Source organism: Halosimplex rubrum (genome assembly GCF_013415885.1).
Classification (GTDB): Archaea; Halobacteriota; Halobacteria; order Halobacteriales; family Haloarculaceae; genus Halosimplex; species Halosimplex rubrum.
Map to the genome: position 1 here is coordinate 1454269 of NZ_CP058910.1, position 14522 is coordinate 1468790.

Annotated in this window: 16 protein-coding genes; 6 read left to right on the top strand and 10 right to left on the bottom strand. The window is 71.1% G+C overall.

From position 1 onward, the window contains the following. Position 1: 1 nt before the first annotated feature. The 3 genes from HZS55_RS07170 to HZS55_RS07180 all read right to left on the bottom strand — a co-directional run bounded on the left by HZS55_RS07170 (position 2) and on the right by HZS55_RS07180 (position 2130). Complete coding sequence (locus HZS55_RS07170) at positions 2-1492, bottom strand: DUF402 domain-containing protein (protein WP_179911017.1); 1491 nt, start codon at positions 1490-1492, stop codon at positions 2-4. Further along, on the bottom strand, positions 1489-1863 hold the full coding sequence (locus HZS55_RS07175) for a DUF7532 family protein (protein WP_179911018.1): 375 nt from the start codon (positions 1861-1863) through the stop codon (positions 1489-1491). The genes HZS55_RS07170 and HZS55_RS07175 overlap by 4 nt, the downstream gene beginning before the upstream one ends. Before the next feature lie 108 nt (positions 1864-1971). Further along, positions 1972-2130 carry a preprotein translocase subunit Sec61beta gene (locus HZS55_RS07180; RefSeq protein WP_006881971.1) on the bottom strand — a complete coding sequence of 53 codons (159 nt, stop codon included), beginning with the start codon at positions 2128-2130 and terminating at the stop codon, positions 1972-1974. 185 nt (positions 2131-2315) lie between these two features. Here HZS55_RS07180 and HZS55_RS07185 point away from each other — a divergent pair, with 185 nt between their 5' ends. Together HZS55_RS07185 and ribH are read left to right on the top strand one after the other, a co-directional pair. After that, the gene (locus tag HZS55_RS07185) at positions 2316-2582 is read left to right on the top strand and encodes a thioredoxin family protein (protein WP_179911019.1); all 267 of its coding nucleotides are present in this window, start codon (positions 2316-2318) and stop codon (positions 2580-2582) included. A 126-nt stretch (positions 2583-2708) separates the two neighbouring features. Continuing rightward, positions 2709-3125 (top strand): 6,7-dimethyl-8-ribityllumazine synthase, encoded by a 417-nt coding sequence (gene ribH, locus HZS55_RS07190; protein ID WP_179911020.1) that lies wholly within the window; start codon positions 2709-2711, stop codon positions 3123-3125. Between the two features lie 14 nt (positions 3126-3139). Here the strand turns inward: ribH and npdG are convergent, their stop codons facing one another. The 5 genes from npdG to arcS form a co-directional block, all read right to left on the bottom strand. Next, the gene (npdG, locus tag HZS55_RS07195; RefSeq protein WP_179911021.1) at positions 3140-3808 is read right to left on the bottom strand and encodes an NADPH-dependent F420 reductase; all 669 of its coding nucleotides are present in this window, start codon (positions 3806-3808) and stop codon (positions 3140-3142) included. Positions 3809-3911: 103 nt separating this feature from the next. Then, entirely contained in the window at positions 3912-4787 is an 876-nt protein-coding gene (locus HZS55_RS07200; protein WP_179911022.1) for a TIGR01548 family HAD-type hydrolase, read from the bottom strand. A 486-nt stretch (positions 4788-5273) separates the two neighbouring features. Then, positions 5274-6422, bottom strand: coding sequence for an archaeosine biosynthesis radical SAM protein RaSEA (locus HZS55_RS07205; protein ID WP_179911023.1), 1149 nt, complete (start codon positions 6420-6422; stop codon positions 5274-5276). Between the two features lie 81 nt (positions 6423-6503). Further along, positions 6504-8513 carry a hypothetical protein gene (locus HZS55_RS07210; protein WP_179911024.1) on the bottom strand — a complete coding sequence of 670 codons (2010 nt, stop codon included), beginning with the start codon at positions 8511-8513 and terminating at the stop codon, positions 6504-6506. Positions 8514-8957: 444 nt separating this feature from the next. Beyond that, a complete protein-coding gene (gene arcS, locus HZS55_RS07215; RefSeq protein ID WP_179911025.1) occupies positions 8958-10751 on the bottom strand; it encodes an archaeosine synthase subunit alpha in 1794 nt (597 codons plus the stop codon). Positions 10752-10890: 139 nt separating this feature from the next. On the opposite strand from arcS, the gene tmk reads away from it, so the two are divergent. Continuing rightward, positions 10891-11496, top strand: a complete 606-nt coding sequence (tmk, locus tag HZS55_RS07220; protein WP_179911026.1) for a dTMP kinase — start codon at positions 10891-10893, stop codon at positions 11494-11496. 48 nt (positions 11497-11544) lie between these two features. Here the strand turns inward: tmk and HZS55_RS07225 are convergent, their stop codons facing one another. Next, a complete protein-coding gene (locus HZS55_RS07225; protein ID WP_179911027.1) occupies positions 11545-11898 on the bottom strand; it encodes a hypothetical protein in 354 nt (117 codons plus the stop codon). A gap of 118 nt (positions 11899-12016) precedes the next feature. Here HZS55_RS07225 and HZS55_RS07230 point away from each other — a divergent pair, with 118 nt between their 5' ends. Beyond that, the gene (locus HZS55_RS07230; protein ID WP_179911028.1) at positions 12017-13114 is read left to right on the top strand and encodes a thiamine pyrophosphate-dependent enzyme; all 1098 of its coding nucleotides are present in this window, start codon (positions 12017-12019) and stop codon (positions 13112-13114) included. A 63-nt stretch (positions 13115-13177) separates the two neighbouring features. Here HZS55_RS07230 and HZS55_RS07235 read toward each other — a convergent pair whose 3' ends face one another. Continuing rightward, positions 13178-13408 carry an Lrp/AsnC family transcriptional regulator gene (locus tag HZS55_RS07235; protein WP_179911029.1) on the bottom strand — a complete coding sequence of 77 codons (231 nt, stop codon included), beginning with the start codon at positions 13406-13408 and terminating at the stop codon, positions 13178-13180. A gap of 182 nt (positions 13409-13590) precedes the next feature. On the opposite strand from HZS55_RS07235, the gene HZS55_RS07240 reads away from it, so the two are divergent. Together HZS55_RS07240 and HZS55_RS07245 are read left to right on the top strand one after the other, a co-directional pair. Beyond that, positions 13591-14271: a potassium channel family protein gene (locus HZS55_RS07240; RefSeq protein ID WP_179911030.1), complete on the top strand. Its 681-nt coding sequence runs from the start codon at positions 13591-13593 to the stop codon at positions 14269-14271. A 1-nt stretch (position 14272) separates the two neighbouring features. Next, the gene (locus HZS55_RS07245; RefSeq protein WP_179911031.1) at positions 14273-14503 is read left to right on the top strand and encodes an Lrp/AsnC family transcriptional regulator; all 231 of its coding nucleotides are present in this window, start codon (positions 14273-14275) and stop codon (positions 14501-14503) included. Positions 14504-14522 lie beyond the last annotated feature (19 nt).

A 14522-nucleotide genomic window follows, 5' to 3' on the forward strand; every position in this document is an offset into this window, starting at 1 on the left:
GTCAGAGCGCGTTCTCGACCGCACCGGCGACGCTGCGGGCCTTCTCCGCGAGGGCCTCGGGGACGTGGCCGGCCGCCACGGCGGCGTCGAGTTCGTCGTCGTCGACCCGCTCGACGCGGCCGTCGGCGTGTTTGACCACGTCGACGTGCAGGTCGACGTAGCGAACCGCCGACGGGAACACCTCGACCGGCGTGCAGATGTTGACGTAGGTGCCGCGCTTCTCGCCGTCCTCGCCGCGGTAGACCGTCGGGTACCACCACTTGCCCTCGGTGAGTTTCGTGACGGCCACGTCGCCCGTCTGCTGGTCGACGCCGAGCGCGTCGTAGGTGCCGCGGCCGGACATCTCCCGCTCGACGACGACGGTGCCGTCGGCGTCCCGACGGGTCACCTCGCCGGTCCCGAGCGAGAACATGCGCCCGTCGGGCTTGCCGTGGTCGATGCGGACGCCGTCGCCCTCTATCGGGCCGAACTGCCGCGTCACGGCGTCGAACGGGAAGTCCGTCTCGCCGCCGGTCCCGGCGTCGGGACAGACCGCCTCGACGAAGTCGACCGCCGCGCTGGCGCCGTTGGTCGCGGCCTTCGTGCGGTGGTGACCGGGCATCGTCGCCGTCACGTCGCGGCGGCGGTCGTCGAGGCCGAACCGCGACTCGCGGCCGAACCAGAGCCAGGCCGTCGCCTCGCCGGCCCAGTAGCAGTGCGGCGCCGCCTCCTCCGGGGCGGGCGCGTCGTCGAACGCCGAATCGAGCGCGGCCGCCCGCTCGACGAGGCCGTCGAGGGCGTCGCCAAGTGCGTCGAGGTCCGCGTCGTCGGCCGCCCGGTCCCAGTCGATCCCCCAGCCCTCGGGCGGGTCGACCGGGAGCAGATCGGCCAGTTCCGGCCCGTTACCGCCCGGCGACGAGCCGCGGACGAGCGTCGCCAGCCCGGCCTGAACCCGGACGGTCGTGTCGAGGACCGGTCGACCCGACCCCCACGGCGCCGCGGGTTCGCTCACCTGGACGCGCAGGCGATCCCCTTCCTCGACGTGGGCCGCCGTCTTCGAGTACGGCAGGAACCCCTCGGGGTCGGTCCCGGCGACGGGCGGTAGTGACGTGGACTCGGGCTCGGACGACGACCGCTCGTCCTCGACGGCACCACCGCCGAGTTCGACGACCGCGCCGCTGCCGAGCGTCTCGATCACCTCGCCGGCGTAGACGGCGCCCCGCGGCGTCGGGTCGCGCCAGGCCAGCGCGTCCGTTCCGACCCCGAGGGCGGCGTCGAGCGCCGCCGCGACCGCTTCGGCGTCGCCGACGATCCCGACCCCCTGTCGGTCGTCGGTCGTCGAGACCGCGGCGCCGGCGGGCGCGACGGCGAACTCGTCGTCGAAGCGGTCGCGGATCGGCGGCGACGCCTGGACGACCGACAGGCCCCGATCCTCGAACAGCCGCGTCAGCGCCGTCGTGTAGATGCCGCGGACGCGGACGGTCGAGTCACCGGTTTGCTCGTCGCCGCTCATAGGGCGTCGCGGTCGGCGGCGAAGCGGACCCGGTCGTCCACCGTCGGCCCCAGCGACAGTTCGACCACGTCGTCGGAGAGAATCCGACCGCCCTCGACGGGCACGCCCCAGGAGTCGAACCGGAGGTACCCGCGGATGTCGTCGGCGTGGGTGAAGAGATCGAGGTACTCGACGGTGTGCTCGGGGAACTCCTCGGCCGAGTGGGCCTGGTCCATGTCGGAGTAGACGGTCCCGCTGTCGGCGAAGAACGCTTCGAGGCCGTCGGCGGCCTCGCGGGTCGCCGCGACGACGCGCTCGGAGGCGTCTTGGATCTCCTCGGTCGAGAGACCGGCCTCGCGGAGCGCCGCCTGCGTCCGCTGGTCGAAGTGCATACCCGCGGGTTCGCGGCCGGGGCTTGAAAACGTCGCGGTCACGGCTCGCGACGGCGGTTCGCAGCCGTCGCCACTCTGGTCGTCCGCGGACTCGGAACGCCGCCTCCCTCAGAGGGTCGCGCGGAGGACGAGCACGAGGAAGCCGAACATGGCGCCGAAGGCGATGACCGTCTTCGGGTCGATGCGGATGGCGTTGCGGTCCTCGGCGTCGAAGTACCGGACCAGGCCCGCGCTGGACATCAGTCCGCCGCCGTCGTTGCTGCTCATGTCTCTCCCTCCCGCCCCCGCCCGCCTAAGCCTTTCGTCCTGACCCCGGCGCGCCGGGCCGCTCCCACCGGAAGTGCGCGCCGGCGACGGAGCCGCCGAAGCTGTCACTCGCGCGACCGTCACGGCGGCCGATCGGCGGTAGTGGAAACCCTTATCTCTCCGGATTCGCAACTTTCGGTGAACCCATGACAGTCACGCTCAAGGACTTCTACGCCGACTGGTGTGGCCCCTGCAAGACTCAGGACCCCATTCTGGACGACCTCGCGGACGAGTACGGCGAGGTGCAGTTCGAGAAGATCAACGTCGACGAGGAGCAGGACGTGGCCAACGAGTACCACGTCCGCTCGCTGCCGACGCTCATCGTCGAGAACGACGACGGCATCGTCGAGCGGTTCGTCGGCGTCACCCAGGCCGACGACATCGAGGACGCGCTCAACCAGGCCTCCGCCTGAGCCGCCGCTTTCGCTCTCCGTTTCTCGAACGCCCCGAGCGACAGCGGGAGCGACGCGGCCATCGTCGTTTCCTGTCTCGTTTCTGGGAACGATAACGGATTTATGGCTCTGTGACGGACCGCGCTCATGGTCTCGCTCGGACTCGTCGTCGCGGAGTTCTACGAGGGCCTCGCGGCGGAGATGGAGGAACGGGCGCGGACGAACGCCGACCGGCGCGACGCCACGGTCGCCGAACGGGTGGCCGTCCCCGGCGTCTACGACGCGCCGCTGGCGACCGACCGACTCGCCCGCCGGGAGGCGATCGACGCGGTGGTCGCACTGGGCGTCGTGATCACGGGCGACACGGGCCACGACCGGGTCGTCACGCACGCGGCCGCACGGCAACTGAGCGCCGTGAGCGTGGACCGCGACACGCCGGTCACCTTCGGCGTCCAGGGACCGGACATGAGCGCGGCGGAGGCGCGGGAGCGCATCGAAAAGGGAGCGGCCGCCGTCGACGCGGCGGTCGATCTGGTCGAATCGCTACCGGGAGCGACCGAGTGAGCTCGAGTCAGCCGCTAGTCGAACTTCACGCCCACGTCGTGCATCCCCTCGTTGTTCATCGCGATGTTGATCAGGAGAGGCGTCAGCCCCTCGACTTCCGCGGCGTTGGCGATACCGCCGGCGGAGACCGCGCGCAGGCCCTCGATGCCCTCGGCGAGCGCGGAGACGGTGTCGACGGCGTCCTCGTCGTCGCCGACGACGAGCGTGTCCACGTCCAGTTCGGCGTCGAGGTTCGCGAGGCGGTCGGCGGCGAGGTTGTGGAACGCGCCGACGACGGCCACGTCGTCCGGGGCCGCACCGGCCGCCAGCGCGGTGACGCTGCCGGCGCCCGGTCTGTTGTAGTGCATCCCGTCCTCGTCGCGTTTCATCCCGACGGCGGGGGAGACGAGCACGTCGCCAGCGTCCAGTTCGTCGGCGACGGCCTCGATCGTGTCGGTGAGGTGGTAGGCCGGGACCGCGGCGACGACCACGTCGGCGCGGGCGGCGGCCGCGGCGTTCTCGGCGCCGGCGATGTCGCTGTCGACCCCGCGGCTGTCGAGTTCGGTCGCGTACTCCTCGGCCTTGTTCTCGGCGCGTTCGGCGTCCCGGGAGCCGACGACCACGCTGTGGGAGGTGTGGTACGCCCACCGCAGCGCCAGTCCCTCGCCGATGTCGCCGGTCCCGCCCAGCAGTGCGATGTCCATACCGGAGCGTGGGCCGAGATCAGGATAAGGGTTAGCGATTCGGCGAACGGCCGGGTCACGTGTCGTCGGCCCGACGGACTACCCGTCGCCGAACGACGGGCCCTCAGTCGTCGCCGTCCAGCCACTCGGGCAGGTCGTTGACGGAGTCGATCACTGCGGTCGCGCCCGCCCGCTCGTACTTCCGGCGACCCTCCTCGCCGGTCAGCCCGCCGGTGAGGACGCCGACGCCCCGGTAGGTTCGCTCGGGGTCCTCGTCGGCGGCGTTGACCGCTGTCCGGATGTCGTCGAGCGTATCGCCGACGAAGACGACTCGCTCGGCGTCGAAGCGCTCGGCCAGCGTCACGAGCGCCCGGGGGTGGGGCTTGCCCGCCTCCCAGTCGTCCATCGTGAAGCGGTGCTCGTCGGGCACGTCCAGACCCGCGCGGTCGAGCGCGATGTCGGCTTCGGGCGCGGGTCGGCCCGTCAGGACGCCCACGTCGTAGCGAGCGTCGAGGGCCTCGATCGTCTCGTCGTCGATGATGACGGGTTCGTCGTGGATGTAGCCCGGCGTGTCCGCGTCGGGCTCGGCGCCTTCGAGGTCGCGGTAGAGGTCGCTCCCGAGGTACAGCTGCTGGAACACCTGCCGGAGGCGGTCGGGGTCCCACTCGTTCATGACGCGCTCGCGTTCGGCGGGGCCGAGCGCGTCGAGGACGACCGTCTCGGCCGCGGAGACGCCGCCGCCCGTGGCGGCTACCCGGTCGGTGAAAGAGGAGAGCGAGAGCGCGAGCCCCTCGTCGCGCGCGAGCACGTACAGCGCGGCCGCGTACGTGAGTTCCCAGTCGTTGTTGAAGCCGCCAGCGTCCTTGAACTGCTGGATATCGGCTTTCTCGATAGTGTCGCCGTAGACCCGGGACACCGACTCGACGATCGCCCGGCGGTAGGAGTCGGCCACGTCGACGAGTACGCCGTCGACGTCGAGCACGACCGCGTCCGCGTTCATCGGTGTCTCCGGGAATGCGCTCCTGGCAAAAGTCCGTTCCGACTCGGGGAAGCGTGTTCGGTCGCGTCGGTGCGGTGACGATGCGATGGCGGTGCAGTGACGGTTCGGTGCGGTGGCGGTGCGGTGGCGGTGCAGCGGCGTGGGTTTTCGCCCACGGACCGCTCCGATTTTCGGAGGCCGCGACCGCGGTCGCGGCGAGGGGTCTCGGCGTTCGCCCGCACCGAGGCCTCGATAGAGCCGAACACGGCGTCGTCACTGCGGACGATAAGGATAGGATGGGGGAACGTAGGGGCTGGAGCGTGTGACAGTCGGGGTCTCCAGGGCCCCTACGATTGCCTTGATCGTAGACGCATAAAAACCCACGGCAACCGGAGTGAAAGTGTAATCGCAGGACTGTACCGGACCGACCCGTGCCAACGGCAGACACACCGACGCGCTCAGGAGGGGATCGTTTCGGGTCGAACCGCCCGGGGAGCGGTCGGACGGCTATCGCGCCAGGGGGAGGGAGTAGCTGCGCTCGCGTTCGACGACGGCCTCCCAGGTGCGCCGGCAGTCGCAGGAGACCTGGTCGAAGACGGCGGGGTCCTGGCGCTGGTCGAAGTCCTTGACGGCGCGCTGAAGGCGGTCGTCGCAGTCGCCGCAGTTGTGCGGGCCGCGCTCGGAGCCGTGGCCGACGGGGTCGGAGACGACGATGCCGTCGACGTCCGCCGTCGCCTCCAGCACCTCGGCGACCGACCAGAGCCACGGCGGACGGTAGCCGCCCTCGTGGTAGAGGTCTTCGACCATCGTGTAGCGCTGGACGTTACAGGGGTTCATCGAGACGGTGTGACACCCCGCCACGTCGAGACAGCGCCGGACCGACCGCTTCATGTCCGCGACGGCCTCGCCCTCCGAGAGGAAGGGCGGTTTCATCAGGAGGTAGGCCTTGACGCCGCCGCGTCCCTGCTCGCGGCTCTCGTCGGTCGCCGCTCGCTCGTCCGGCGGTGGTCGCTCCGCTCCCACCGCCCGCGCCTCCTCGCAGGCGTCCTCGAAGTCGGAGAAGTCGAAGTACTTGTTGACGCAGTCCCGGCGGACGCGGTCAGTGGCGGTCTCCAGCCCGATGGCCACGTCGCAGTCGAGCCCGTGTTCGGTGAACTCCCGTATCTTCTCGCGGTCGACGAAATCGGGCAGGGACTCGACGACGATGCGGTCCCGATCCGCGAAGGTGTCGGCGATGGCCTGGCGGGTCTCGGCGGGCACCTCGCGCTCGTCGAGGAAGGACCCGGAGGTGTAGATCTTGATCAGATCGGCCTGCTCGCCGCGGAGGTCCTCGGCGTTCTCCTGCTCGTGTTCGAGGCAGGCGTCGATCTGGGCCATCAGGTCCTCGTGGGGGACGCTGCCGCCGTCGACGGACTCGGCGACGTAGCCGCACATGGTGCAGCCGCCGGCGCGGGCCCAGCGGCAGCCGCCGGTGTTGAGGATGATGGTGAGCGAGTTGACGAAGCCGTCGGGGGTGTTGTCCTCGTCGAGCCAGACCCGCGTGGGCTCGCGCGGGTCGTAGCTGGCGTCGTTGCGCGAGCGCACCTCGCGCATCACCTTGTTGTGGGCGTCCATCCCCTTGCCCTGCTCGTAGACGTCGGGGCTCGGCTGGCTCATTGCCCCGTCCTATCCGGTCGGGCGATAAAACCTCCGCGGTCGCGGGCTTGCCTCGCGGAGCGCGAGCGGGGTGGTCGCGGGTCAGCCGTTCGTCAGCGCGAGCCAGCGGAACTCGCCGCTGAGCGCGTCGACGGCCGGCAGCGCCGAGGGGCCGTAGTGGAAGAGGACGAACGACGTGAGCAGGAGGTAGACGGTCGCCATCGCGGTCGCGACGCCGAAGGCGCCCGCGGCGACCCCTCTGGCGCGGTCGTCGCGGCGACCGGCCAGCAGCGCGACCGCCAGGACCGCGGCGGCGGCCAGCGACGCCAGCCCGAACGGCTGGACGACCTCGCCCTTCGACGCGTCGAAAAACAGGAGCGCGCCGAAGGCGACGGGCGCCCCCAGCAGGATGCCCGCCTCGTAGCCGAGGGCGGCCGCCCGGGTTCGTTCGGTGAGCAGCGACCGGACCTCCGGGATCCGGAAGATCCCGTAGACAGCGAGCGGATAGATCGGGTGGAGATAGCGGACGGTCGCCTGGACCTGTACCGGGAGGTTGCCGACGTACAGCGAGAGGAACAGCGCCGCGAACACGAGGACGAGGAGGTCCACGGGGTCGACGGCCTCGCGGAGGCGCCGCTCGCCGGCGCGGACGCGGCCGCTCCACCGGCCGAGTACCGGCGGCAGCGCGACCAGCGCCGCGAGCACGGGCGCCGATTCCAGCACCGAGAGGTTCGTCTTCCCGTCGAAGAAGAGGTTCGAGACGTTCTTGTCGGCCTCGCCCCAGCGGACGAACGTCCGGAAGACCCCCTCCGGCTCGGTGAGCAGCGCGACGAACCCGCCGACGTACATGTCCAGCGCTCGCCGCGCCAGCGGGCGGACCGCCTCGAACCCGGCGACGACCGTCCCCGCGACCGCGGCGACGGTCCCGACGATAGCGGCGAGGGCGCCGCCGGACGCCGATCCCGCGCTCCCGCCGGTCCCGCCTGCGGCGTCGCCACCGCCGGCCGACGCGGCTCCGCCGCTCCCACCGTTCCCGCCGCCCGCCGCCCCACCGTCGGTGAGTTCGGCCAGCGACTCGCCGTGGTAGGAGTCGAGGAAGTGCGGCGGGAGCAGCGGGTTGCCCGAGACGACGGCGTTGGTCGCGAGGTACGGGACGAGCGAGAGGCCGGCCAGCCCGGCGACGACGGCCAGCGTCCGTCGGTCGTTTCTCGGGGCGGTCGGCAGGTCGACGGCGGCCAGCGCACCCAGCAGCGTGATCCCCTCGGGGGCGTGGACCCACGCGAGCAGGCCGCCGCAGGCGTAGGCACCGCCACGGAGCGCCGCGGCCTCCAGCGGCGCACGGTCGCGCTCGCGGCTCGCCGCGAACGCGTAGACGGCGAGTACGACGAACATCGCCGAGAGCGTGTGGCGCTTGGGCGTGCTCGCCCAGAAGGCGACGGGCGTCCCCAGCAGGACGGTCGCGCCAGCGAGCAGCCCGACGGTCGTCCCGTGACGCGACGCCAGCAACCGGTAGACGGCCGCGACGAGTACCGCGCCCGCGAGCATCGTCGCGATCTGAAGCGCGAACATCGACAGCTCCCCGATGTAGGACTTGTAGAACCAGGCGTTGCCAGCCAGTGCGAGCGTCCCCAGCCCGACGCCGGCCGCGAGACCGCGTCGGCGGTGGCCGACCAGGTCGCCGACGAGCAGCGCCGTCGCGAGCGTCAGCCCGCTGAACCCGACCACGACCAGCCAGCGCAGGTCGACCAGCGGGTCGAGGACTTCGACCGCCCAGTAGACCGGCAGCGCGAGCGCGACGAGCCCGTAGCCGCGACCCCACACCCGCCCGTCCCGATAGTGTATCCCGGGGTACCCCTGGTCGAGCTCGCCCGGGACGCCCAGCGACAGGTGGCCGTCGGCCAGCCGTTCGAGCATCCACGGGTACAGCCCGATGTCGTTGAAGAAGACGCCCATCCGCCAGGTCAACACGTACAGGGCGAGCGCCCCGCAGAACAGCGCCAGACCGGGACGGCCGCCGAACACCACGCGCGTCAACGTCGCGGCGACGCGGGCGACCCGCTCGCTCCGGGCCGATTCCGGGAGCCACGCGTACCGCACCGAGTCGCCGCTCATCGGCGTCCCCCGCTCGCGCGTCCGCGACCCGCGCCACCCCGTCGGTCGGTCCGTCCCGTCACGTTGGCTCCACGTTCCCCGCTCCCCGAGATAACTATTTGGGGGCGATTATCGCACGCGATAAGCGTCATCGGGTGTCTCGCGAGTTCGTTCGATTCGTGTCTCAGTTGTAACGGCTGTTTCTGTTTGTGTCGGTCTGGAACAAACAGTGACGACCGCGAGCGATAGCACGCGATGAACGCCCGCGAGCGATAGCACGCGATGAACGCCCGCGAGCGCGTCTCGCCCTTTCAATCCACCAGAATCGAAACCGCGACAGCGACCGTAGACGGCCACACACCTCCCCAACCGATTCGCTCGTTCGCTCCGCTCACTCACTCATCCCTCGCACGGCTACGCCGCGCGCATGAAAGCGCGCGACAGCGCGCGCCACCGCACCGCCGACTACAGTTCGTCGACGTGGCGGACCTGCGCGGCGATCCCGCGGGTCGAGCGGGCCATCTCCGGGCCGGACATCTCCGCGCGACCGACGGCGAAGGCGCTCGGTCCCTCGAAGACCACCTCGTCGCCGACGCGGATCGATTCGTCGGCGTCGACGATCCCCGGCGCGAGGACGCTCCCGTGGGGGACGAAGTCGTCGATCTCGACGCGCTTGGTCGGCGCGTCGCTCTCGGCCCAGTGGCGGGCGCCGGCGAGCGTGAACGCCAGCGTGCCGTAGGGGCGGACGACCACCGCGAGCTGCTCGCCGTCGCCGTCGTGGGCCTGCAGGCCGGGGTGGCTGCCGCGGATCGTCAGGTCGTCGAACAGCTCGTCGCCGGCACCGGCGCCGAACTGGTAGTCGGCGATGGCGCGGACGGTGTTGTGCTGGCGCTCGCGCTTGCCGTATTTCAGCTCGCCCGAGAGCTCGCTGGCGAGGTTCCCGAGCGACTCCGTGGTGGTGGGGTGGTCCTCGACGGTGTAGGTGAACTCGGTGCCGAGCGACCGCTCGACGCGCTCGCAGATCGGGCGGTAGTCCTCGGGGACGTGCGCGATGACGCGGGGATAGTCGGTGTGCTCCAGGTAGCGTTCCAGCACGCTCGCGACGAACTCGATCTCGTTCGCGCTCCAGCGGCCGGTCACGACGGAGTCGTAGTGCTGGGCGGGGTAGGTGAGTTCGAGTTCCTGCGGGACGCACCCGATGGGCGAGGTCATCGACACCTTGTGGGCGCGCCACTGGACGGCGTCGTGGTACTGGCCGTGACTCTGGGAGTCGCTGTAGGGTTTCCGCGCCGAGCAGGGCACCAGCACGAGCGGGTTGTCGAAGCGGTTGCGATAGCGCGAGGTGACTCGCTCGGCGAAGCGCTGGATCTCGACTCGCCGGACGGTGTCCTCGGTCGCGGCGGTGATCTCGGCCTGGCGCAGAATGGGGGTGCGCTCCTCCAGATAGCCGTACTGCTGGTCGAGCCGCCGGAAGACGGCGGTGAGCCACTGCTCGTGGCGGGCCTGGCCCTCGATGTAGTCGCGCAGGCGGCCGTCGCGGATCCGTCGGCGGACGGTCTTGAGCGCCGCTTCGAGGGCGTTGACGTTGTGGCGGGCGCAGTCCATCCGGTCGAACGCCTCGCGGGGCTGCTGGCAGGCCGGACAGGCGCAGGGGAGTTCGTCGAGGTCTTCGAGGAACTGGTGGCCGTCGACGGTGAGATAGCGGCCCTGCGTGCCGCGGACGACGGCGCGGTCGGCGTCGACCAGATCGACGCCAGCGTAGACCAGCGTCGCGACGTTCGCGGGCGTGGCGACGCCCGGCAGGTAGAGCGCGGCGTCGTAGGGGATCGCCTCGCGGACCCGAACCATCGAGTCGACGAACTTCTCGGCGTGGCCGGCGATACCGGGTGCTCCGGAGAGGACGTAGGCGTCGGTGCCCAGGTCCGCGGCGGTGTCGGCGGAGATCACGGCGGCGCTCGGATAGTCGGTCTCGGGGACCTCGGGCGCGAACGCCTCCTGCACCTCGTCGGGGGTCCCCGAGGGGAACCCGCGGGCGGGCAGGACGGTGAGTCGCGCGTCGTCGCCGTCGGGGGCGTCGGGTTCGGTCGCCCAGCCGGTCCCGGGGTCGGCCAGGACCGGCGCCGCGACCCCCGCTTCGGGCGCGTCGTCGTCGCGGTCGGCGTCGGTGACTAAGGCGGGCGTCGTCACCGGCGAGTCGAGGCGCACCTCGGCGAGACGGGCCGCCCCGTCGCGCTCGTGGACCTCGAAGTGGTCGGTCATATCCACCTCGTCGGTGTCGGCCGGGATGAGGCTATCGTCTCGGGCCGTTCGGCGCCGTCTCGGTGACTCGGCCGCGATCGTTCGTCTCGCCTCGTCGCGCTACCGAGTCGTTTAGGTGGGGCCACCGAGACGGGCAGGTATGCTCGTGACGCTGGAGGGGCTCGACGGCAGCGGGAAGTCCTCTGCGGCCGCCCACCTCGCCGAGAGCGACGCCCTGCCCGCCGACGCGGTGTTCACCCGCGAGCCCACCGACTCGTGGTACGGCGAGGCGGTCGCCCGTTCGATCGGCGACCCCGACGCCGACTCGCTGGCCGAGCTGTTCCTCTACACCGCCGACCACGCCGACCACCTCGACCGGGTGGTCCGGCCGGCGCTCTCGGAGGGCCGGCTCGTCGTCTCCGACCGCTACTCCGACTCCCGGTACGCCTACCAGGGCGCGACGCTCGACGCCCACCCGCACCTCGACGTTTCCGATCCGCTCGACTACGTCCGCGACGTACACGCTCCCTTCACTCGCCGCCCGGACGCGACGGTCTACCTCGACGTCGACCCCGAGACCGGCGCCCGCCGGGCGGGGTCGACCAACAAGATGGAGCAGGTGGGGTTCCTCGAATCGGTCCGCGAGAACTACGAGCGACTGATCGACGACGACCCCGAGCGGTTCGTCCGGATCGACGCGACCCGCCCCCAGGAAGCGGTGCTCTCGGACGTGGAGTCGGCCGTGCTGGACGTGCTGGGGGAGTGAGCTCGCGGTGCGGTCCGCGCCGGCGGGCTCCGGCGTCGCGGCGACCGGTCAGCGGTTCTCGTAGCGGCTGGGTCGCTCGTCCCTGTCCCAGCGCTCGGGCAGGTCCACCTCGTCGGGGGAGGGCATCCAGAAGTAATCGAAGGTGATGCCCGCCACCGTCGGCAGGAGGATGATCAGCGTCACGACGGCGCCGGCCGACCCCAGGTTCGGTCCCAGCGGCAGGATGCCGCTGAAAAACAGCGTCGACAGCAGTAACGCGAAGGGCACGAGGACGCCGGCGTAGAGGAACCCACCCCACCGGGTCGACAGGCGCACGCGGAAAAAGCGCGTCATCAGGGCGGCGACCGCGCTGTGGACGACGATCAGGAAGACCAGTTCGACCGCGTCGACGGCGGTGACCATACCGGCCGTTGGCGCCGCGCGCTCTTTGAGGTGTCGACTGCGAGCGGGCGCCGTCTCGGCCGGGTCGCCGTCCGGACCGACGCAATCGCTTTCCCGCCGCCGCTCCACAGTCTACGGCATGCACCGCGTCATCGGCGAGCGGTCGCTGAGCGAGACGAGCGTCGACCCGGACCTGGCGCGCGCGCTGCTTCGGGACATCGTCCGCGCTCGCGTCTTCGACGAGCGGGCGGTCGCGCTCCAGCGCCGCGGGTGGATGAGCGGCTATCCCCCCTTCGTGGGCCAGGAGGGGTCCCAGGTCGGCGCCGCCCGCGCCCTGACCGACGACGACTGGCTCTTCCCGACCTACCGCTCGAACGCCATGCAGCTCGCCCGCGGTCGCTCGCCCGCCGATATCCTCCGGTTTCGCCGCGGGTTCTCCGAGTACGAACCCGCGGACGGGTCGGAGACCCACGCCGGCCGGCGGCCGGTCACGTTCACGCAGGCGACGCCGATCGCGACCCAGCTCCCCCACGCGGTCGGCGCGGGGATGGCCGCCGCACACCGCGGCGACGAGCGCGTCGCGTGCGCCTGTCTCGGCGACGGCGCCACGAGCGAGGGGGACTTCCACGAGGCCCTCAATTTCGCGGGCGTGTTCTCGGCGCCGGTCGTCTTCTTCTGCGAGAACAACGGCTGGGCGATCAGCGTGCCGACCGACCGCCAGACCGCGAGCGAGACCGTCGCCGGGAAGGCCCGCGCCTACGGGTTCGAGGGCGTGCGAGTCGACGGCAACGACCCGGTCGCGGTCTACGAGACCGTCGCCGAGGCCCGGGAGTCGGCGCTGTCGGGCGACCCGGTCCTCGTCGAGAGCCTGACCTACCGGCAGGGGGCGCACACCACCAGCGACGACCCCGACCGCTACCGCGACGCCGCGGCCGAGGACCTGCCCGACTGGCGGACCGCCGACCCGCTGGAGCGGTACGGCGACTACCTGCGCGAGGCGGGCGTCGTCGACGATGGGTTCGTCGAGGCGGCGCGCGAGGCGGCCGAAGGCGAGATCGACGAGGCCGTGGCGGCCGCGGAGAGGAGCGAGCGCGACCCCGGCGACGTGTTCGACCACGCCTACGCGGCGCTCCCGCCTCGGGTCCGCGACCAGCGCCGGGCGGTCGCCGAGCGAGCCGCCGGCGACCGGCCCGCCGCCGGGAGCGAGGGGCTCCCGGGCGACGAGTCGCGGGAGTGACCGAAATCGGTGCCGAACGGCGGGCGGCGAGCGGAGGGCGACGGGGTCCGACCGCGGGAGCGGTCAGTCCAGACAGATGTAGGTCTTCGTGTCGGCGATACCGTCGAGGTCGCGGAGCCTGGTCGCGACGCCGTGCATCAGGTCGTACACCTCCTCGCCGGTCGCCTCGACGATGATGTCGTACTGGCCGGCGACGATGTGCGCCTCCTCGACCCCGTCGATCCCCCGGATCGAGTCGAGCAGCTGTTCGGACTTCCCGGCCGCCGTCTTCACCATGATAAAGGCCCGCACCATCGTAGGACGATCTTCTCTCGGTGACTCCAAAAACCTTCCCCCGTCCCTCGAAGCCGGCAGTAATTGGCTAGGGTGAGACTGACACGCACACAAGCGGCTGGGGGATCGATCGGGGGTTCGGAGCCACAGATCGGGGTGCGATCGGAGGTAGCTTTATTCCCCGTCTGGTCGTACGCGTTACCATGCGATTCGTTATCGTGGGTGCCGGCCGCGTCGGGCTGCGAACGGCACGCGCACTCGAAGACAGCGGACACGAGGTGGTCCTCATCGAGCGCAACCCGACGAAGGTCGACCGCGCGACGGCGGAGGGCTACGAGGTCATCGAGGGCGACGCCAGCGACGAGCAGGTGTTGCTCGCCGTCGACCTGGCAGCGGCCGACGCCGTCGGCGCGCTGACGGGCGACCTCTCGACGAACTTCGTCGCGTGCATGGTCGCGAAACACCACGGCTGTCGCACCGTCCTCCGGATCGACGAGGAGTACCGCGAGGACATCTACCGCAAGTACGCCTCCGACGTGGACGAGGTCATCTACCCCGAGCGGCTGGGCGCCATCGTCGCCAAGAACGCCCTCCTCGGCGGGAACATCCGCGCCGTCGCCGACATCGCGCAGAACCTCCAGCTCGTCGAGCTCACCGTCTCGCCGGAGTCGCCGATGCGCGGCTACACCCTGAGCGAACTCGAACTGCCCGCCGACACGGAACTGCTCGCCTTCGGCAAGCAGGGCGACCCGCTCATCATCCCCGACGAGGACGTGTCGCTCGAAGTTGGCGACACGCTCGCCATCCTCGCGGACTTCGAGAAACTGGACGACGTGCGCCAGATAGTCGTCGGCGAGGCAGTCGCCGCGACGGGGGGCGCCTGAGATGGTCCGCGCCTACGTCATGGTCAAGGCCCACTCCGGCGACGCGGAGCGGCTCAAATCCGAGATACTCGACGTGGAGGGGGTCGACGACGCCTACATCGTCGCCGGCGACGTGGACTTCATCGCCACCGTCACCGTCGACGAGACCGCCGACGTGAAGGCCGTCGCCGCCACCCACATCCAGAATTTGGAGGGCATCGAGGACACCCAGACCTACGTCGCGATGGACTGACCGACGCCGCGCCGCCGTC